The sequence below is a fragment of the Hyphomonas sp. genome, from assembly GCF_022844445.1.
Taxonomy (GTDB): domain Bacteria; phylum Pseudomonadota; class Alphaproteobacteria; order Caulobacterales; family Hyphomonadaceae; genus Hyphomonas.
Window position 1 is genome coordinate 89,445 of the sequence record NZ_JALHLS010000011.1, and the last position, 19,624, is coordinate 109,068.

Here is a 19,624-nt window from a genome sequence, read left to right on the forward strand (position 1 = left end):
AACCACCATGAACATCAGTGACGAAGGCTTGAAGCTCATCATGCAGTTCGAGGGGCTCAGGCTGAAAGCCTACCGGTGTCCCGCGGGTGTGTGGACCATCGGTTATGGCCATACCAATGCCGCCGGCGCTCCTGACGTGCGAGAGGGCTTCCGCATTACAGCTGAGGAGGCTGAAGTTATTCTGAGGAAGGACCTTGCAGCGTTTGAAGCCGCCGTGGCCGGCATGGTCAAGACGAAACTGACCCAGGCCCAGTTCGATGTCCTGGTGTCCTTCGCCTACAATTGCGGGGTGGGGGCGCTTACGGCTTCGACCTTGCTGAAGCGCGTGAATGCCGGCGCCTTTGATGCCGTGCCGGCCGAACTGATGAAGTGGACGAAAGCCAAGGGCAAGGAACTTCCCGGCCTTGTTCGCCGTCGCCGGGCTGAGGCAGCACTGTGGCGGGGGCTGCCCATTAGCATCGACAAGCAGGAAGCCCGCACTGCACCTGATCTGCCGCTGCCACCGAAGCCCATCACCAGATCCAAGGAGGCCAATGCTGCGATTCTCGCAGGCGGGGCAGGGGTTGTTGCAGCTGCCAGCGAGGCCATGCCACTCGTCAGGGACGGTGTGAGCCTTATGCCGGTCGTCGTCGATGCGCTAGGTCGGCCAGCGTTCATTGCTGCTCTCATCACGGTTGCGGCTGCAGTGGCGATCTGGTTCTGGCGCCGCCAACGTCTGCTGGAGCAGGGCGCATGATGATCTCCTGGATACTCTCGCCCCTAGGGCGCTGGCTGTCACTCGCAGGTGCCATCGTCACCGCGCTCGGCATTGCCTGGCTTAAGGGTCGCGCCGCTGGCAAGGCGGCGTGGGAGGAAAAACGTCGAGCCGCACGCGAGAAGGCCATGCAGCAAGCAACGGAGATCCGACATGACGTACAGACTGACAGCGATGCTGCTCTTGATCGGCGTCTCGATCGCTGGATGCGCGACTGATCCACTCACCCGCAGCGACTGCGACTGGGCACAGCCGATCAAGCCGTCGCGCATGGATGTGCTGACTCGGCAGACCAAGGAGCAGATTGCGGCTCACAATGAGATCGGATCCCGCCTGTGTAGATGGCAGAGTCCTTAACTGCCAGGCTCGCCAGGAATCCCAACTGCGATATGCTGGGGGCCTTCCTGTCCCGCCTCCCAGTCCGCATAGGTATGTCCATCAGGCAGCTTCCACAGGATGCGGCCGTTCGCACTGGCACCAATGACTGCTGCAGCTGCGGCAGAAGCTGAAGGAAAGCTGTAGCTGTTGGTGAACACCAGAAAGTCACCATCGCGCCGAAGCACGCCTTTTTCCATCAATGTCTCACGCAGTGCTACCGTACCCCGTGGAACAGTCGGTGTTGTTCGGGCTCGGGCCTTCGATCCCTCGGTCACTACAAACTCCCCAGAGGGGCCGACCTTCATCTTCGCCGCATATCCCTCGCCAATGAACGAGAAGACTGCAGTTACGTCTGGGGGTGCCTTGGCAACATCCGTCGATGGGCCTGACATCTCCGGCCCACGCCCCTTCATCTCCCGGAATAGATCCCACCCCAGCGCTCCAACGAGCGTCTTTGTTTGGTCAACAAACTCGTCCATATCGACGCGATCCTGAAGAGGCAACTTGCCTGCATCATCAGACGGTCTCTTGGCGTTCGGGATAGACCACCGGACGCTGCCGCCGATATTCCGAATGAGAGAAGATTCCACGTAACGAGCGTGGCTTTTCGTCAGGTTCTCATCCTTGCTTATCAACACGACCGTATCAGTCCAGAAGGTCTTTGCATCTCGGCTAGATTCATTCGAATTGTGGTAAGATAAGCGAGTGCCAACGCCCTCAGACTCGCCTATATACGCATACTGTCTGTCTTGGTGGTTCTCGTCGGCGCCTATCAAGATATAGACACCAGGCCGCTCGATCTCAGGGAACGTCTCACGCACACGCCGCAGTTGATTGCGACGAAAGGCGATCGCCTGAATCGTGGACATCGAGATTTGCGCCACCCGGATGCCATTCGGGTCGCCGTCGAGCAGGAAGATATTGATCGAGCGTGGTTTCAAGTCATTGCTTCTCAAATGGCATTTCCGGAAATCGGCTTACGTCCAGCCATTCCTCATGAGCTGAGCGAAGTCTCGCCGTGAAAGAACCTCCGTGCATTCCCGCCAGTCTCGATCGAAAGGTTCCGCGGTTGCATTGTAGCGAAGATCAAACCCTGTCGCTTCCCGCTGTGCATTGATGTATTCATCCATCTTCTCGCCCAGCATCTCGATGTCGTCTATCCACTCATCTCTAATTGTGTCTGGTAGCGAGCCGAATAGGTCAAAACGATCTCGCATGCGCTCGGAGAGCCTGTCGTACACTTTCTCATCAACAGTGTGCTGGTTTACGAGATTGAGCATATCGACCTTTTCTCTGGCTTGACCGAACCGCTTAATCCTCCCAATCCTTTGTTCTAAGCGCGTTGGATTCCACGGGAGATCGATATTGATCAGAGTGCCGAGAGTTTGCAGGTTCAATCCTTCACAAGCAGCATCTGTCGCAACCATGACTTTTATCTCGTGCTCAGCGACCATTTTCTTGAGCGTCTCGCGCTCAATGCTGACGCTGTCGCCCTTCTGGTAAAAGCGACTCCGGGATGCGCCTGCATAAAGCCCTATCGCCAAGTCGGGATAGAGAGCCGCTAAAGAATCGGCAATCCACTTCGCGGTATCGTAGTATTGACTGAATATTATCACCCCGTGATCTAGCCACTTTTCTCTATCAAGAAAGTGAATCGTGGCCTGGAGCTTGGGGTCTCTATCGATTCTTTCTAGGCGAGAAATGAGGCGCTCCAGTGCCAATTTTTCCTCGGAGCTCTCCGCAGTTAGCTCGACAACCTGATCTTCGGTTTCTTCCTCGACAGTTCGACCGGCCAAGAGTGTTCGAGCGGTGTTCAAGCCTGCTGCGATGCTCGAGCAAATCCGCTGCTCCATGAGATTCTTCATAAAGCCGCTTCCGTTCCCGCGCTTCGAGAGTGCCTTGCCGAATGCTCTGGCCTCTCGATACGCTTCCCGGAAATCATCATTGGTCCGAAGCGCCTTGCCTTCGAACAAGGCGTCGAAACGCTGTGTGTCGCGGATGTATCTGCGGTCAGGATGCAGATCGACCCCAATCCTTGGCAGCAATCCTGAGGCTTCGAGGTCGGCGCGTTTTCGAAGGACAATGTGTCGGATAAAGGGGTTCTCTCGCTGGAAGAATGTTGCACCCAATATCTTCCGCTCAAGGTCTTCTTCGAGGATTTCTCGGGTGTCATCGCTCAATTGCGTGATAGGTGCCGAGGTATCCGTCTGTCTTTCGTTGAGGCCGAGATCTTGGCGGATGGCGCTGAAGAGCCGCCGGGCTCTCGGTTCATCCGTGGAATTCACAACGGGCAGAGGTGAGCGTAGCAGCTCCCATCCGAAGTCTGGATCTTCTACGTTGGTCTGACCGGAGATCAGTGGCAGGACCTCATCTGGCTGGTGCCATCTCGAATACTCGTTACCGAGCACGAAGCGTCCCTTGCCTCTGTGGAGGATGCGCATGAGGTCCCACAGATCCTCTGACTGCGTTTGGATCGGAGTTGCGGTACCGAGCAATACATGGTCGCTGCGTTCTGCGACTGCGGTGGCGAAAGCGAGGAGCTCATTCGGGGTGCCAGCGTCACGACCGAAGCCTTGTCGACTTCGCGCCTTATGCGCTTCGTCGAGGATCACCAGCGCGAAGCGCAGGCCTAGAAGATGCTGTTTTTCGAGGCTGTCGCGCATCATAAGACCTGTGGACACGATGCCGATCCGCAATGGGCAGCGCGCGATCTGTTCTCGCCCTGCGGGAGAGATCACCCGATCATCGTGATCGAGCCAGACTTTCTTCTGCGTCTCCCATCTCGCGCATGGTATCCCGAGCTTGTCAATCATCTCGGTCTGCCACTGCTCGCAGAGCGTAGCGGGTGCAAAGATCACGACAGGCTTTTGCCCCCCGCTATCTTTGTCCTGGAGTAGGCACAGGGCGAGCGCCGCAGTCCCCAGCGAGAGCGTCTTTCCAAGACCGACTTCATCGGCAAGCAGAAGCCGGACGATGCCGTGGTTGGAGTAATGGCGGAGGCACTCAGTCAAGAAGCCTTGCTGCCACGGCTGGAGCGAAAAGCCCTCTCGATAGAGCGGCGACTCAATGAGCGCAGCCGGGGCTATATCTTCTGGGTCATCAAGTTCCTCGAACAGAACTTCACGGCGATAGCCGCGCCGATGCACCTCGCGGATCACTGCGCGCGGCAATTCCTTTGCCGCTCTCCAGAGGAAGTCGAACTCTTCCTCGATCCAGGAAACGCCCTCGGGGGACGAGTCCTCCCACAGGATTTCATAGTGACGCTGCCAGCCGCTGCTGGTCTCATTCATGGACCCGATGAAGCCGAGCTTTCTGCCGTCAGCGCACTCGATCACGCCGGCCTTGCCATGCAGGAATCCACACACGTTATCGGGGGCGACCCGAACCGCCTGGCCGTGCTTCTGCAGAAATGCGTCGAGCCGACGGTACCGCTCGCGGTTCAGAAGGGCCTCTGCTTCCAGCGCACGTTCGTTCCACCGCCCGATCATCTTGGCTTCGCGCAGCTTAGCGACCTTCAGATCGTCGGGGTGAATATCGACGTTACAGACGATCTTCACCTCGGGGATGTAATCCAGCAACTCACCTGCCACCTCGAAGAGCGAACTGGTGAAATAGCCGGCGATCCGCTTATAGCTGCGAGCGCCCTTGAGATGCTCGAGCAGGATCGTCTGATCGAGACGATGGGTCCGTGAGGAGAACCGACGTATGGTCATGTCGCGGGTACCTCCCTGAGCGCGTTACTGGCTGAACGCGCGGAGGTTCTTGAGACGACCGCCGAGGACCTCGGCGGCATCGCGCACCTCTCTTTCGGGGGCTTTCCGCTCGACGAACGAGAGCATGTCGATTAGCTGCCGGCGGATTTCGAGGAAGTCCGACAGGTCTTCCTGGATCTGGCTCACGACGACCGCCGGTTCCGTTTCCGCCAGAAGCTGCTGCAGCCCGATGATCAGTCGGCCGAGCCAGGTCGGCCCGATCTCGGTGCTGTCCGTCAGGTCGCGGGAGGCGAACTCGGTCACGCGCTTGAGGCGTGCGCTGTTGGCGGCCATGTTGCCCATCACCTTGGCATAGTCGGCAACCCGAAACGCTTTTGCGAAATTCTGGTAGTTGTCGAGCTTGCTGGCACCCGTCGTCTCCATGTCCATCATGCGGAAGTAGAACCGCTGGATGCCGGTCAGGCGGGACCAAGTCTCAGCCTCAAGACCTTCGGGTACGAGAAGGCTGTTGGCCGCTTCTGCAGCTTGCTGGACGATCTCGTCGACGACAGTCTCCTCGCCACGCTGGCGTGGGCGCAGCGCGAAGCTCGTCACGTCGTCTCCGCCGATATGGGTGTAGGCGGTGAGCACTTTCAGCGCCGCAGCATACCCCGCCATCTGCAGGTCGGAGTCGTTGAAGACCGGCTCGCCGAGCTTGTCCTTCACCTCGTCATTGAGGTGCATCATGCTCTCGATCTGTCGTTCTACCTCAGTGCGGACGGCGGGGAGGATGCGCTGTTTGAAGCCGGAGCGTTCGCCGGCCGGCCGCTTGCGCAGCATCAGTATGACCGTGCCCTGGACGTAGCCGCCCTTCTTCAGCTCAGAGGTCGTTTCGGTGGCGATGTACCAGGCCGCCACAACCTGGAGCCCTGCAGCCCAGAAAATCCCAACCATGTCGGACCAGACGCCGGTGTCCTGATGCGTGAACATCACACACTGCATGCCATTGTCAGGCATGTGCTCGGCCATGGCGCGATATGCGTCGACCATGCCTCGCCTGAAATCGTCATCCACCCCCTTGATCGCCAGCGCTCTACGCGAGTCCCAAACCCATCCATCGAACGGAGCCGGAGGATTCTCACGCAGCCAAGCGATGAAGAATTCTGTTATCTCATGGTAATGCACCGCATCTGCATAAGGCGGGTCTGTGATAAAGATATCTTGCTCTTCTGCAATGTTCTTTGCTTCGTCATTCCTGATTTTATAATGTGTATCAAATTCGCTGGTAGAGAATTCCGTTCTCATTGTGGACAGCAGGCTCAAGCATGACCTTGCTCCCCAGGTGAACATTGTCTTCATGGACTGTCCAGAAAACAGCTGCTCAGGATAGTCGCCCCGAGGGCGCCATTGGCTAGACTTATTCGAATAATCAAGCATTTTCGCTGCTATCAAGCGACATTCCGGGCAGCCAATACTGTGCTTTGCGTAAAGTGCGTGGGTCAAAAGCTGCCGCGGCGTGAACATATGATGCCAGTACGCCCAACCATTTGTTCGAATTGGGCCCTCATTCTCCTTCCCAATTTCAATGGCCATGTCCGGAAGGAAGCCTGCCGACTGCCATTCCTCAAAATTCTCAGAAAGTACGAATTCAATTTTTCTCTCACGCGCAAGGTCATCGTCTGAAACGCTTCTAAAAAACACCTCTGGACGCGCGTCGTACAAGGTGTCTTTGGTTACCCATTGAATGGCGTAGAGTCTCTCTTGAAGAGTATCATCTGGGCGCGGCCTAAACTCATGCTTTTCCCAAAGCCTAAGACGGCTCCTTGAATAACCATCAGAGTCACGATAGTCGCCACGGATCGTTCGGATCGGCGTACGGTAAGTTCGACCGACAAGTTCGTAGAAAAGCGCTTCGTTTTGAACTGTTCCTAGTTCTGCTCTCTTAAACGCTCGACTCGAAACGTTAGAAGAAATCTTTATATCAAATCTCTTGGCGGCATAATCTGGAACAAGCTCTGCGATGCACCTCTTGCCTTGGGAAATGATCCATGACGGTGCAAGTGGCACCATCCATCCAGTTTCAGGGCACCGAGTTTCCAGGCAATAGAGAAAAGCCTTGGCGCGATTTCCATCGGAGTCATGTTCCACTCCGAGCTCTATAATCTCCTGGTTTACGAGAGACGCAACCCGGTCCAAGTTTTCTCGTATTTTTTTGCGTCGACTGCCCGTTGAGCTAGTGAGTTCTAGTGCTCCCCAAGTCAGCATGCATGCTACCGGGTTCAAGTCGGAGGCGAACGCGTTGCAGCCCAAGCGAGCCGCTTCGAACGGTATGGACCCGCCTCCAGAAAATGTGTCAGCTACTTTTGGGCGTCGGCCATATCGAAGGCTCCCAAATTGCTCAAAAATATCGTTGATTGATCGGGCGTGAATACCAAAGCCGGAGTAGTGTGCGTTAACCTCGTTCCAAATCGGCTGATACAGCCATTTTTGATCAACTTCCTCAGGGCGCTTGCAAAAAGACGCTCGCTCTTCATAGCTACTGAATGTAGCGAGTGTGCGCTCTATAAGCATAAGTTTGTCGGATTCGACTACGTCGCGACGCCAGCAAAGGCTTAAGCCGTTGTCTTCTGGGTCAAATGGGAATTCGATGTTCCAGATCGGATCCCCTGCCTCGAAATCATCTTGTCCGGGGAAGGTGAAGTAGTCCCATGGGTTATTGAGTGAGACTCGTTTGGCAATGTCCTTCGGCTTGAGTAAGTTGTGCGCATAAGCGCGCCTTGCTAGGCCATGGTCGTCAAATGCCATGAGCTTTTCAAATATCTCAAGGTCTTTCTCGGCGTTCCCGGTCTGCGGGAGAACACTTGCGAGGAGTACCGCTCGAACAAGGATCAGCGGCTTTCGTCCCTTCCAATACGATCCCAGAGAGGTGAGTGTTTGGCCAGAACCTGCCTTTCTCTCTCTCTGCGCCTCATATGAGACCTTTTGTGCCGGAAAAACCGCTTCGATCAGTGCAGGGGCATCTTTAAGGGCGAGCGGGATTAGGTTGTTCATTCAGATCTCGTCGTCAAAAAGGTCGAGGGTCGGCCGGTCGCTGGCCTTCCCGATTTGTCGTCTGGCGCGGGGCTGCATCAGATCGCTCTGTGCGACATCTCCAAGCGCGTGTCGAAGGGCGAGCCGCCAGCCGCGGCCGGCGTCCTTTACTGTTCCGGTGGCCATGGCCGTCATGCCGAAGAGCCACCACCGTTCCTCCGGGCGAAGCGCCAGCCAGTTGCGGACTGCGACGGGGATCTTGTCCATCTCCATGTCCTCGACCGCCCAGGCCAGAACGCAGAGTTCCTTACCAAGCAAGCGATCGACGGGGTTTTCCCCAACCTTCCAAGCGGAAGTTTTCAGGTCATGGGCCTTCAGCCGCGCGTTGAAGGCGCGCTGGACTTCGCTGCGGATCGCGGTCCAGCGTGGGCGGTCCAGAACGACCCGGTCCATCACCGCGAACTCATCGCTGCTGGCCTGCAGTCCGAGGTATTCGCTGATCTGGACCTTTCCGGAGTTGGCCGGAGGGATCCTGACCTTGAAGTGGTGAGGATCCGACGTTGCAGGCACGCCGAACCCAAGCGTCGGCTTGGCCTCGCGGCCATCACCAGCGTCTGGGTTCGTCTTCTTGCCTGCCGTCTGCCCTCTGGGCATTCTCTACGCCTCCTGAACCAGGTCTCCGGGTTTAAGATCCAGCCCCGCGATCTTCGCGAACTCCCTCACGGCAAAGCCGTTCTCGAACTCCACACCGTCGCTGATCGTGATTGCGACCGGCGCCTGATCCTCCTTCAGGACCACGCGGAGACTGTTGACCACGCCCTCGATCATGCCGGCCGTGACGGCGCGCTCCTGAAAGCGCACGGTCACCGTGTTTTCGCCTTCGCCGATCTCGATGCGAACGCCTCTGAAGAGCGTGTTGTCGTTGTCCTTGAACTGGTTGATGACGCCGTAGACCCGGTCGGTCGTGTCGAGAGAGACACGCTTCCCCTGAAGCCTCGCAGGTTTCGTATCGTCGATCTGAACCCGCTTGTCGCCGCTTGCAGGGATCTGGAAGTCCGCCGTCTTGTTGGCTTCGCCGGCGCGTGCATAGACCAGCAGGCGGAGTGCCTCCGGCCCGATTTCGAATGGCTCCGTGTATTCGGTGCCATCCTTCGGGTTGGAGCCGTCGAGCGAGTACGTGATCGCCGCTCTGGGTGTCGACTGCAGAGTGACGCAGCGCTTGTACCCTGCTGGATCAACCTGATGCCGTATCTTCAGCTCTGCCACCCAGCGAACAGGTGGTCCGCTCTCGAACTTGCCGGTCGGATCCTTGACCCAGAAATACAGTGACCCTTCACTCGTCGAGAAGCTGTCCTGGTCGTCGACCTTCGGATCGGCCTCTGTGACCTCGGCCTTTGGAGAGTAATGAACTACGGGGCTTTCCCCTGCGTTGCGGGGCGTGAGGCTCAGCAGGGACTCGCCGGTGTCCGTGCTCCCCTGAAGCGAGACATTGATCGTCGTCTTTTCCTTCGGGAACGGGCCCTTCTCGATGTAGCCGTCTTCACCAAGACGCCACCGCCCTTGCTTCAGAGCCTCGGTCTTCAGCGCCTCCAGACCACCGGCGCCCGGCATCCATGGCCACACCGGGCTGCCTTTGGCGCGGCTGACGACGTCCTTCCACGGTGTGCGCCGGTTGTCCTTGCCAGAGGGCCAGAGGTACTCCTCAGCCATCGCGAAATACTGGCTGAACTCTTCCGCCATATCGAGCGCGAGCTTGTAGTTGGCACGCGGGCTCGCCAGCAGGTTCTCGATCTGCAGCTCCGCCGACTGATCTCCATGGCCAGTTCGCAGCCCATTGTCGATGGTCACTGCCATCAACCGTTCGCTGCCGTCGGTCTCTTCCAGCGCCGGGTAATAGATGCGGTTGTACCCAGCTGACAAAGCCTTGTGAAAGCGATCTTCTGCGTCCTCAAGGCGGTCCCGCGCCTCTTCGAACAAGGTATCGCCGGGCTTAAGTCGCTTCGAGATCTGCTCGATCGCGTAGAGCTCCCGTAGCCGATCCTCTACGGCGTCAGCGAGATGACTGTCCTGACCAGTAAGCACCAGCAGATTGTTCTTCTCCTGCTGGTAGTCGAAGAAATTCTGCAATTCGTTCGGCGGCACCCGACCGTCTGGGCGGATCACAATCAGGACGCGAGGGCCGCTTAGGCGCAGGTCGTCAAGCTTGGGGAGAACTTGTAGCTCCTGGTATGCCCGCTTGCTGGACGGCTGCAGGATACCCATAAGTCGATTTATCAGCGCTTGGTCGATCTTGGGCTGCGGTATTTCCTTTGCGGTACGCTCAATCTGTCGCGAGAGATTCTCCGTCTCTTTCACGAAGAAGCGCTGTTCCTCTCGATGTAGGTACCAAGCCTGCTCGCGGAGGCGTTCGAGTGCCGATAAGAACTCATCCGGCTTGCGATTGGGTGCGGCAAGAAACTCGATGATCTCGCTGTCTGACAGACCAATTCTGCCACCCACAGCCCGTGAGAGGGACGATGCGAGCAAGAGGGTCATCACCTGTTGGGCGGCGTCTGCGCCCAGCTCGCCATCGATTGTTTCGGAGATAGAGTTGCCGGAGTCGGCAATGTCTCGGGTAATAGCAGGGAGAAGCTTGGGAGCGATGCGTTCAATTTCATCGCGAACCTGGTCGTCGTTCAGGTCCAGATGCTGAGTGCCAATGAGGAACACATCATCTGACTTCCGCTGTTCAACGCTCTTTAGAAGTCGTGCAGTGAATTGCATCAAGCCACGAGTCTGTCGGAAGCCTTCATTCTCTTTGAACAGCGCGACAAGATGCTTGAACGAAGGATGGAATGGATACGTCTCACGCACTTGCTCAGCGATCTGCTCTATGCTTGACGCAACGATGTATCCGCCGTCTTCTGCCTTTTTTACCTGCTGCGCATATTCTTCAGCGATATCGGCGACTGTTCTTTCATCCGGCAACCGATCGATCAGGCGCTTTTTCAGGATTTCGTAAATCTCGTTCCCCGCCAGCTGGACCGGGGTGATCGTCATTGCCTGGCGTCTCGCCTCCTGCTGCAGATTCCCAACGGCTTCAGCGAGTGCCTTTGTTTGAGTCTTGTAGCTGCCTGAAAGGTTGGCGATAACGATGGCGCAGTTCGGAAGTTCTAGAGCTGCGCTCATCAAGGAGCTCAGGGAATAGACGACCATATCCGCAAGCGTGCCAGCGCCCACGGATTGAGTTGCGGCGTTTTGAAGATAGGGTGGGAGCTCGTCCAGTAGGATTAACGTTGGCTTATCGCCAATGATCTCTTTCCATTTTCTTTGGTCGACTGCCCGAGGCCCGTTCGCCCAATGCGGCCGTATGGCTTCATCGGCACCAAGTTGGGAAGCTATCTCACCCCAGATGTAGTTGTCGGGGCTGTTGCGACCATTGAAAGCTGCAATCCTTGCCTCTGCAAAGTCGACTCGCTTATTCAGCTCCCCCGGGAGGACTTCTGGCCGTAAATGCGGATGGCGTGCCAGCAACCCGAGGGCAACCATCATGTGCGTCTTACCACCACCCATGGCTTGGGTTAGCTCGAAAACCGCCTGGTCAGATTTCCCGGAGAGACGCAGCATACCCTCCTTGAAGAGCTGCTCCATTCCGTGCGTTACGAAGTTACGGGCAAAAAAGTCGCGCCCATCACCATTATCAGCGATCAAGTCGGCGAGGTTTTCGATTCCCTCGGCCATCCGATAATCCTTGATCACCGGATTGAACGTACAAGCTTGCTTGATTGTCTTGATCACTTTGAATGCTCCCCACGCTTCGTCTCTTCCGCAGCGCTTGGAACCGCATGACTGTGGCGACCGCAATAGTCCAAGATCATGACTTCGACCATGTTGGCCAGCGACCGATGCTCTTGTTCGGCCGCATTTCGCAACGCGTCCTTGAGGGTTGGATCGAGCCTCAGCGTGAGCGTTGCCGTTTTGTTGCTGGCCATCATGGGGATCCGCATATGCTGCAAAAGTGATGCAGAGTGCAGTATCGCACGCTAGCGCATCAAGGGAAAGCCCCGAAACCTGTATGGATTGATCGCTTCCGCTCATCCCGCGAGCGCATCTTTGAGGGACGCAGCCACCGCGTCCGCCGCCATCTCGCTGTCCCAGACAAAGTATTCGGCGGATTGGTCTTCTGCGGCGTCGACGAGGCGTTTGGTGATCTCGGGCATGGCGCTCTTCGGTGTTTTATCTCCGTTCCACAGTGCTGAAGCGTGAGCGAAAGTCAACTAACACATTGAAATCGCGAAGAAAAAAAGGAAATACTTGCGCTTCCGCGCAAGGCGTTTCGGCGCTTTGGCGCGGGAAATCGACGAGCTCAGCGAATCAGAACGCAGGTTCCGGACCCCGTGAACCGCTAATAGGCTCGGGGAAAAGAAGCTATCTTCGATGCCCTCTTCGTAGTTACTGCGAGCAGCCTCCTTGGCCATGGCTGCTGCTTGTAGATCCGCGTGTTCATTCCGGCATCTGATAACTCAACCGAAAAAACCACAGCAGAACTGATTGACTCGTAGAATGATGTAACCTATATAGGCAACATGCAACAACGAGAACCATTCGCCCTTGGCGCAGCTTTCGGAGATCACGTCCGCAAGCTGCGGGAGCGGCGTGTCGAGACGGATCCGGCCTTTTCCCTTCGGCAGGTTGCGTCGAGGTGCGGCGTCACGCCCGCCTATCTGTCCCGTGTCGAGCGGGGCGAGGTTGCTCCTCCCGGCGAGGAGACGCTCATCAAGCTTGCTCACGAGCTCGGAGAAGATCCTGATGTCCTGCTGGCGATGGCCGGCAAGATTTCGACCGATCTGCGCTCGGCCATCCTTGCCCGACCGCAGCTCTTCGCCGAGCTAATCCGATCCATCAAATCCATGCCGGACAATGCCGTGCTGCGCATTGTTCGGGATGTTCGCGACGGCAACTGGTAATTGGAGGTTTCGCATGCCAACACTCGAGCACGACAGCCTTGTCTTCCGCTTCGCGCAGATCGAAGAGGAGGCCAGCTTCTCGATAAACTTCCAGCGAACACTCCGCATTCCCGACACGGAGGAGACCTATGCCTTGCCGCCGGGCCTTGGATCTTTCCCGCTGCGCCACGTGGAAGATCACGCCGCAAAGCTCCCGGCTCAGACGACGTCGCGAGGCGGTGTCATTCTGCCCATGTGGCAGGCCGAAGCGCTGTGGTTAAACTTCAAAAACAAGGGTCCTGACTGGGGTCTCGATTTTCCGGTTGCCATCAAGGTGGCGGCGGGGAAGATCAATGCTGTGACCGGCGAAACCTGGCGAGCAGGGCTGCATCGCGAACCGCAAGATTATATGGTCTCACCAGATCAGCCGTGGCTTGATGGCTTTGCCATTGAAAAAGGCGTTATCCGTCAGTTTGTCGCCATGCCGCTTGGTGACGGGTATTCCGTCGAGGAACAGCTCACGGGTGAGGCCGAGTGGGGCGGTCTGCAGATTTCTGTTGCCCCGCTCAAGGCTCAGGTTTGGAAAGCCAAAAGACAAGAATGGGAAGAAGAGCAAGAGAAGCGTTTGGCCATGCGGGCGTGCCTCCATGAGGATGCCGTCATGGGAAGTCTGGGGCGCCTATCCTCTGTGTCCATGGGACTGGCCGCCGGTGGCAGAATGCGCCAGGTCATTCATCCGGATCCGTTCAACCTGGACGACTGGGATTTCGCTGCCGCAGACCGAGTGTTCGTGACGCTGGTCCATGCCAAAGACTGGAAGAAGGTCACGGGTGATGCAGCTCCCAATAGCCCTCCGACCGCTGAAGAGTACAGCAGTGCCGGCCTCCCATGGTACGAACATTACGGTAAGGATCGATCAGCTCTTCCCGGAAGCTCAACACTCGCTGGCGTCAACTCCGTCGCGAAGCTCTTCAAGAAGATCACTGGTGCCACGCTACCCAATTCCAAAGACATCGCAACCAGCACCCCAAAGGCTCTCGGTCCGGGCGCCAAGGAACATCGCCCAGTCCGGACAACAGGCTCTTGGGACCACTGACAATGAAACCGACCGGAATTCTGCAAACTTGAGGAGGGCTATGACACAAGGATCCCTCTGTCCATGTCATAAGATCTGCTGTTTGACGACTGACTGTCGCCTGTTGCGAGAGGCGAGCCGAGATGCTCGTGTGGCGTCATTAACATGAGAATACTGGTGTGTGGTGGACGAGACTTCGTGGACGCCAGCTCGCTGGAGGCATTCCTGGATGCGTTCCATGTTGGTCCTCGTGGCCCGATTAAACTTGTCATTCATGGCGGGGCACAGGGAGCGGATACGATGGCCGGAGAGTGGGCGCAGAGTCGCGGGATTGCGTGCATGGCCTTTGCAGCAAATTGGGCAACAGAGGGCAGGGCGGCTGGACCAATACGCAATAAGCGGATGCTTGATGAGGTGAGCCCCAACGTCGTTGTTGCATTTCCAGGAGGGCGCGGAACCGCGAACATGGTTGGCCAGGCGAGAGATCGAGGTTTCGAAGTGCTGATTCCATCACAACAATCAACGAGGTGATCACAGAGCAGCGACCACAATCTCCTAGCCACCCGGTCAATCACATGCATCATGCTAGAATGTGGAAAGTCATGACAGAAGACAAAAGCGGTATGAGCATCCTAGTTGCAGCAGGTCTGCTGCAGGGCTGCTTGCGACTAGTTCTGCCTCGCCGACCCAGCAATCGGGCGAAGGTGAAGGACTTTGCCATTACACTCAAGTTTGATCGTGGAGAACGTATCATAGAGGTCATGGATGCGCGGCACGAGGTCAGATCGTGTCAATTTCCCGTCTTTGGCGAATGGCCAGAAGACGTACAAGTTGAAGGGAACCGCTTAAGGGCGTTGCTAGACAAATTCTCCGTGAATGATCAAATTGACATGTGTGCGCGTGCTCAAGACATCGAAATCCGCTCAGGCAAATTCAAGATGTCTTTGGCAAGGTTGGATGGGCAGAAGCGTATAGAGCCAAGACCGCTGCCTCAGCAGATTCATGCCGGAAAAGTTGAGGTCAAGATTGACTCACCGAACAAACGTGTCGCTTTGGACGATACGTGGGGATTTAGCGCCCGGGTCCCAATGCCTCAACATAGAGAAAAGCTCAAGTAACTTTTACATTTCGAGGCAAACTATTCCAGCAAACTGAGATGCTCTTTGATACTGGCAGGATGATCTGACATGCCCCGCGTGTTCACCACCGCTACCGACGACGCGATCATCGACATGATTCGATCTGCCCGAAATCGGCTTGCCATAATTGGTCCAGGCGTCACCACGCCAGTAGCCGAGGCTATCGCTGACCGGATGTCAGATCTCTCGGTTCTGTCGCTGACGGTGATCCTCGATGCCGACCCTGAAGTTTATCGCATGGGTTATGGCGACACCGAGGCGCTGAAGATCATTCGCGAAGCCAGCAAGGCGGCCTTTTTCGATCTGCGTGAACAGCCCGGCATCAGAATTGGTGTCATCATCTCGGATGAGCATACAATGGTCTACGCGCCGGTTAGCCGGAACGTCGAGGCTGGCCCAAGTGCGGGAGAGCGACCCAATGCCATAGCGCTCGTCGGCGCAGTGACCGACGCATTCGCCGTCGCCGCAGGGTCGACGCCACATCCTGAACATGTAGGCGGAACCGAGGTGCAGCAGGAAATTGGACACCAGGCTTTAGCACCAAAGAAGGTCGAGGCGATGGAAGCCGACCTTCATGCCAACCCGCCACGTCCGTTCGATCTGACACGCCGGCTGACCGTCTTCGTCACAGAGGTGCAGTTCGTTGAACTGCGCTTGACAAATGCGTTGCTAAGCTCGCGAGAAGTGAGGTTACCGCAGCATTTCCTGAAGTTCAATGACGCAAGGCTACGTCAGGATGTTAAGTCAACGCTCAAAATCCCCATCGATCTCTCCGAGAAGCTCGAGGTGGGTTTCACGTCTCACCTGGGTGAAGAGAAGCTGAAGGTGAACGAAGCAGACTTGAAGGGACTTCGTGACCTTATTGAACAGCGGTACTTCTACGAATGGAAGGGTCGTGGAAAAATCATTCTTCGCAAGGACAAGGAACAGTTCAAGAAGGACCTGGAGCGCCTACTCGAATTGACAAGAGCCTACCAGGAGTCCCTCAAGAGCCAATTCCAACAGATGAAGGCAGAGTTCCGAGAGAGTGTCGTCAAGGAGTTTTTGGATTTTTGGAAGTCTGAACCGCCAGAGCATGTCCGACTAAGCGGTGCCACGAGCGAGCGCCACTGCAGACAAGATATTGAAAAAGCCGCAGACATTATGTTCGAGAAGGCGGTAACGCTTGGTATGCCCGAAGCGAAAGATGTCTACAAGGATATATCGATTGAAGACCTGAAAGATGAAACCCTGATGACCGAGCTTAGAAAACTCATGGAGAGAGCCGGTGTGGCAGAACAAACACTGAGCAAATTGTTTCAGTCAGGGGACGCCGTCGCAGTTCAAGGATCACTGCTCTGACAATTGCCGCAATTCTGCATGGGTCTAGTGGAGGGACGAACACTGGGTTAGTATAGAGGCCCACCTCTGCTCCGGCCGCATGCAATCTACAAGACGGAGCGGAGAACACCTTCTCCTACAGTCATCGCAATGGAAAAGAAGGATCCAGCAAGTAATGGGAAACGATGTCGAAGTCCTTCTGCTGGCCAATCCGCAGCGGTTCATGGAAGTGGTTCAGGATGACGATGCGGAGAGCCGAGTTCGAAGTCTGAATACACTGGACGACATGATGACGTGTGAGGCCTTGCGTCACGGACTTTATAACGATCGGGCGAATCTCCCAGCACTGGCAGATTTCTATCGACAGGCTTTTCTCCTTGCTCCCGTCGAGAGACGTAAGCAAATCTATAGCCACGTAACGATGATCGTCCAGCAGATCGGTGGTTGGACCGTCGGCGCAATCACGCCATTTATGTTGCTGGATCCGGATCTTGCAATCGTGTCAACCGCGACAGTAGATTATGCAAGTGTGGGCTCACTTCTCGATGAAGATCCAATGACGCGTCCGAAAGACGCTGTCATGATGGTCGAACGGGGAATTCCCGAGAATCCGGCCGCCTTGCTCGGCGGGCTTTTGGCTTTGGGGGATCCCAGGGTTTGCAAGCTTGTTAAACCGTTTCGCACTTTGCTGAGTGCGGACCAGGTAGCGACAATTACGAAGTGTCAGTCAGGCTTCACAGCCAAATGCGTTGTAGAATTCTACCTCGAGTGGCTGGAAGAGCTGGTCGATCAAAGGGATCATGACGCCGAAGCCACATACGGAAATGTTGTCGCTGGCTTATACCGGCTGGCTAGAGAGCGCCGCATACCATTTATAGCTGACGGTTTTCGCCCCTTTCCGGTGCCTGGGGACGGCGAAGAAGGATGGCCCGATTTACGACGGTTGGATCCTAGTGTGTTTGCCACATCAATCGAAAGGCGACTGCTCGCTATCGAGAGAAGAGAAGCTGTTCCGCGGGTATTGCCTCATGCCATTCGCGCCTTTGAGCTAATTCCACTGTCTCGCAATGATGAAGTGGCGGCTGTACAATAACACCACGGGCTTGCGCACGCGCTTCTACTGTTAGAACGCCCCGGCAACGTCGATGGCCCAGACTGGAATCATTTCTCCTTAGCAACATGGCTGGCGGCACACAGAAGTCTAACAGAAGCAGTTTAACGGGATCAGCTGATGGCGATCGTCATCGTTTCGATTTCGATTTCCGAACGAATTCCCTGAACGATCTCCATACGCTCCCGCCAGGCCTCGCGTGCCCTATCGCCGTTGACCGGTGACGGGGGATCGTAGTCGCAGTCGGCGGACATCGACGCTTCGAAAGCCGCGAGCAGGGTGTCGAATGCTGCAAGGATTTCAAGGCGCGGTCCAGCCAATTCAGCCTTGGATCTTCCGGCACTGCTCGGAGAAGGCATCAACAGTGGTTTCAGAGTCAGACTCCGGTACATGCAGTTCACCTTGCTGTTGCTTGATGATTTCTATCCGCGGGTAGCGCCTGGTACCGACCGATGAGCCTCTAATGCGGCAGGTCGTCCAGCGCTTCGGCGACTTCCATGGAACGACCATCCGTTGCGATATGAATGTCGTGGAGGATCTCGTCGCAGGCATCCCAGCCTTGGTCGCCGTTCTGGTAATGGCTGCGGACATCGAGAATGACCTTGATCGCGAGCTTCAGTCCGGACTCAAGTTTGCACGCCATCTTGCCTCCATGGAATGATCCGTCGATAGCTCAGTGCGCCGTTCGCATCCGGGCCTGAGAGGCCGACGCCAAGCTGGTCCTGGGCTACGGCGATCTCACGAGCGAGGCCAATGATGAGATCCTCGTCGGCCGTCGCGATATGGATCACCAGCGTCTCTTCGGCCTTGCCGCGAAAATAACCGCGTGCCTCCGTGCACGTGAATGACAGAAATCTTGATTCACACATCTCGATTATCCGGCAGCGGTCCGCGTCGGCCAGTATGCCGGACGGCCCCGAACCGACGTAGATCATGTGAACCGGCCCGATCGGCTCGATCGAGTATTCCCATGCCCGACTCATTGAACGTGCTCCCAGGGAGCCGTGATGTCCGTCCGGCCGAAGTGGCCATAGGCGGCAGTCGGGTAATAGATGGGCCTCTTAAGGTCGAGGCGTTCGATGATCGCCTGTGGGCGAAGATCGAACTCCTGCGATAGAACGGCGGTGATGTCCCGTCCGGAGTCCTTTTCCGTGCCGAAAGTCTCCACGGCGAAGCTGACCGGTTCCGCAACGCCGATGGCGTAGGACAGCTGCACGAGGGCGCGAGAGGCCCAGCCGCGGGCGACGGCCTGCTTTGCAAGAAAGCGCGCCATGTAGGCCGCCGACCTGTCGACCTTCGACGGATCCTTGCCGGAAAACGCGCCGCCGCCATGGGGCGCGGAGCCGCCATAGGTGTCGACGATGATCTTGCGCCCCGTGACACCGGTGTCGCCCTTCGGCCCGCCGGTGACGAACCGGCCGGTTGGATTGATCAGGGTGCGAAAAGTCCCGGAACGAGGGTCTTGAGGTATGACCGCATCGATGATGTGCGTCTGGACGGCGGACCGGACTTCGTTGAGGCTGATCTCGGCGCCGTGCTGGGTCGACAGCACGACGGCCTCGATCTCCATCGGTCGTCCATCCTCATAACGGAAGGTGACCTGAGACTTCGCGTCGGGACGCAGCCATGGCAGGCTGCCGCTCCGCCTGAGCTCTGCTTGCCGCTGTACCAGGCGGTGGGCATAAACGATTGGCGCGGGCATCAGCTCCGGGGTCTCGTCGCAGGCGTAGCCGAACATCAAGCCCTGGTCGCCAGCACCCAGAATCCCGTCCTCGCGGTCGACGCCCTGGTTGATATCCTGCGATTGTCCGTTGAACCTGACCTGGATCTCGCAGCGGTCGGGATCGATGCCAGTGGCGCTGTCCGTATAGCCGGCGTCCTGTAGCACCTGCCGCACCAGCCGGACGGCTTCCTCGCGCACTGAACGGAAGTCCTCGGTGCGGCGGGTCCTGAATTCTCCGGCAACGACGACGCACTGGTCGGCGAGTAGGGTCTCGCAAGCGACCCGAGCGTCGGGATCGAGTTTCAGGAAGGCGTCGAGGATTCGATCAGAAATCCTGTCAGCGAGCTTGTCGGGATGACCTTCCGATACCGATTCCGACGTGAACAGGCCATTGCGAATGGACATGCGCCTTCTCCTTTTAGCCGCGTTCGACATGATGTCGGGGCCGGCAATCTGGACCAAATCCCCCAGCCAATA

At 57.0% G+C, this 19,624-nt stretch carries 19 protein-coding genes; 8 read left to right on the top strand and 11 right to left on the bottom strand.

Annotation, left to right across the window (positions count from 1 at the left end; all coding sequences use genetic code 11):
* Window positions 1-7: 7 nt before the first annotated feature.
* On the top strand, window positions 8-736 hold the full coding sequence (locus tag Q0C17_RS13125; RefSeq protein ID WP_291207116.1) for a lysozyme: 729 nt from the start codon (window positions 8-10) through the stop codon (window positions 734-736).
* Entirely contained in the window at window positions 733-972 is a 240-nt protein-coding gene (locus tag Q0C17_RS13130; RefSeq protein WP_291207118.1) for a hypothetical protein, read from the top strand. The genes Q0C17_RS13125 and Q0C17_RS13130 overlap by 4 nt, the downstream gene beginning before the upstream one ends.
* A gap of 135 nt (window positions 973-1,107) precedes the next feature.
* Here Q0C17_RS13130 and Q0C17_RS13135 read toward each other — a convergent pair whose 3' ends face one another.
* The 7 genes from Q0C17_RS13135 to Q0C17_RS13165 all read right to left on the bottom strand — a co-directional run bounded on the left by Q0C17_RS13135 (window position 1,108) and on the right by Q0C17_RS13165 (window position 12,053).
* Window positions 1,108-2,073 carry a GIY-YIG nuclease family protein gene (locus Q0C17_RS13135; protein ID WP_291207121.1) on the bottom strand — a complete coding sequence of 322 codons (966 nt, stop codon included), beginning with the start codon at window positions 2,071-2,073 and terminating at the stop codon, window positions 1,108-1,110.
* Between the two features lie 36 nt (window positions 2,074-2,109).
* The gene (locus Q0C17_RS13140) at window positions 2,110-4,845 is read right to left on the bottom strand and encodes a phospholipase D-like domain-containing anti-phage protein (RefSeq protein WP_291207123.1); all 2,736 of its coding nucleotides are present in this window, start codon (window positions 4,843-4,845) and stop codon (window positions 2,110-2,112) included.
* 24 nt (window positions 4,846-4,869) lie between these two features.
* Window positions 4,870-7,875, bottom strand: coding sequence for an anti-phage-associated DUF1156 domain-containing protein (locus Q0C17_RS13145; RefSeq protein ID WP_291207126.1), 3,006 nt, complete (start codon window positions 7,873-7,875; stop codon window positions 4,870-4,872).
* Window positions 7,876-8,508 carry an anti-phage-associated DUF3780 domain-containing protein gene (locus Q0C17_RS13150; protein WP_291207129.1) on the bottom strand — a complete coding sequence of 211 codons (633 nt, stop codon included), beginning with the start codon at window positions 8,506-8,508 and terminating at the stop codon, window positions 7,876-7,878.
* Between the two features lie 3 nt (window positions 8,509-8,511).
* The gene (locus Q0C17_RS13155) at window positions 8,512-11,631 is read right to left on the bottom strand and encodes an anti-phage-associated DUF499 domain-containing protein (RefSeq protein WP_291207132.1); all 3,120 of its coding nucleotides are present in this window, start codon (window positions 11,629-11,631) and stop codon (window positions 8,512-8,514) included.
* Window positions 11,628-11,825 (bottom strand): hypothetical protein, encoded by a 198-nt coding sequence (locus Q0C17_RS13160; RefSeq protein ID WP_291207135.1) that lies wholly within the window; start codon window positions 11,823-11,825, stop codon window positions 11,628-11,630. The genes Q0C17_RS13155 and Q0C17_RS13160 overlap by 4 nt, the downstream gene beginning before the upstream one ends.
* A 102-nt stretch (window positions 11,826-11,927) precedes the next feature.
* The gene (locus Q0C17_RS13165; RefSeq protein WP_291207138.1) at window positions 11,928-12,053 is read right to left on the bottom strand and encodes a hypothetical protein; all 126 of its coding nucleotides are present in this window, start codon (window positions 12,051-12,053) and stop codon (window positions 11,928-11,930) included.
* Between the two features lie 366 nt (window positions 12,054-12,419).
* On the opposite strand from Q0C17_RS13165, the gene Q0C17_RS13170 reads away from it, so the two are divergent.
* From Q0C17_RS13170 to Q0C17_RS13190, 6 genes are all read left to right on the top strand, one after another.
* Entirely contained in the window at window positions 12,420-12,800 is a 381-nt protein-coding gene (locus Q0C17_RS13170) for a helix-turn-helix transcriptional regulator (RefSeq protein WP_291207141.1), read from the top strand.
* 13 nt (window positions 12,801-12,813) lie between these two features.
* Window positions 12,814-13,875, top strand: a complete 1,062-nt coding sequence (locus tag Q0C17_RS13175; RefSeq protein ID WP_291207144.1) for a hypothetical protein — start codon at window positions 12,814-12,816, stop codon at window positions 13,873-13,875.
* Between the two features lie 144 nt (window positions 13,876-14,019).
* Window positions 14,020-14,385: a DUF2493 domain-containing protein gene (locus Q0C17_RS18195; RefSeq protein WP_366914824.1), complete on the top strand. Its 366-nt coding sequence runs from the start codon at window positions 14,020-14,022 to the stop codon at window positions 14,383-14,385.
* 71 nt (window positions 14,386-14,456) lie between these two features.
* Window positions 14,457-14,972 carry a hypothetical protein gene (locus Q0C17_RS13180; protein WP_291207147.1) on the top strand — a complete coding sequence of 172 codons (516 nt, stop codon included), beginning with the start codon at window positions 14,457-14,459 and terminating at the stop codon, window positions 14,970-14,972.
* A gap of 69 nt (window positions 14,973-15,041) precedes the next feature.
* Window positions 15,042-16,334, top strand: a complete 1,293-nt coding sequence (locus Q0C17_RS13185) for a hypothetical protein (RefSeq protein WP_291207150.1) — start codon at window positions 15,042-15,044, stop codon at window positions 16,332-16,334.
* Between the two features lie 154 nt (window positions 16,335-16,488).
* Window positions 16,489-17,406, top strand: a complete 918-nt coding sequence (locus Q0C17_RS13190; protein WP_291207152.1) for a hypothetical protein — start codon at window positions 16,489-16,491, stop codon at window positions 17,404-17,406.
* A gap of 131 nt (window positions 17,407-17,537) precedes the next feature.
* Here Q0C17_RS13190 and Q0C17_RS13195 read toward each other — a convergent pair whose 3' ends face one another.
* The 4 genes from Q0C17_RS13195 to metK all read right to left on the bottom strand — a co-directional run bounded on the left by Q0C17_RS13195 (window position 17,538) and on the right by metK (window position 19,552).
* On the bottom strand, window positions 17,538-17,816 hold the full coding sequence (locus Q0C17_RS13195) for a hypothetical protein (protein ID WP_291207155.1): 279 nt from the start codon (window positions 17,814-17,816) through the stop codon (window positions 17,538-17,540).
* 68 nt (window positions 17,817-17,884) lie between these two features.
* The gene (locus tag Q0C17_RS13200) at window positions 17,885-18,067 is read right to left on the bottom strand and encodes a hypothetical protein (RefSeq protein WP_291207158.1); all 183 of its coding nucleotides are present in this window, start codon (window positions 18,065-18,067) and stop codon (window positions 17,885-17,887) included.
* Entirely contained in the window at window positions 18,051-18,407 is a 357-nt protein-coding gene (locus Q0C17_RS13205; RefSeq protein ID WP_291207161.1) for a hypothetical protein, read from the bottom strand. Before Q0C17_RS13205 ends, Q0C17_RS13200 begins: the two co-directional genes overlap by 17 nt.
* On the bottom strand, window positions 18,404-19,552 hold the full coding sequence (gene metK, locus Q0C17_RS13210; RefSeq protein WP_291207164.1) for a methionine adenosyltransferase: 1,149 nt from the start codon (window positions 19,550-19,552) through the stop codon (window positions 18,404-18,406). Before metK ends, Q0C17_RS13205 begins: the two co-directional genes overlap by 4 nt.
* Window positions 19,553-19,624 lie beyond the last annotated feature (72 nt).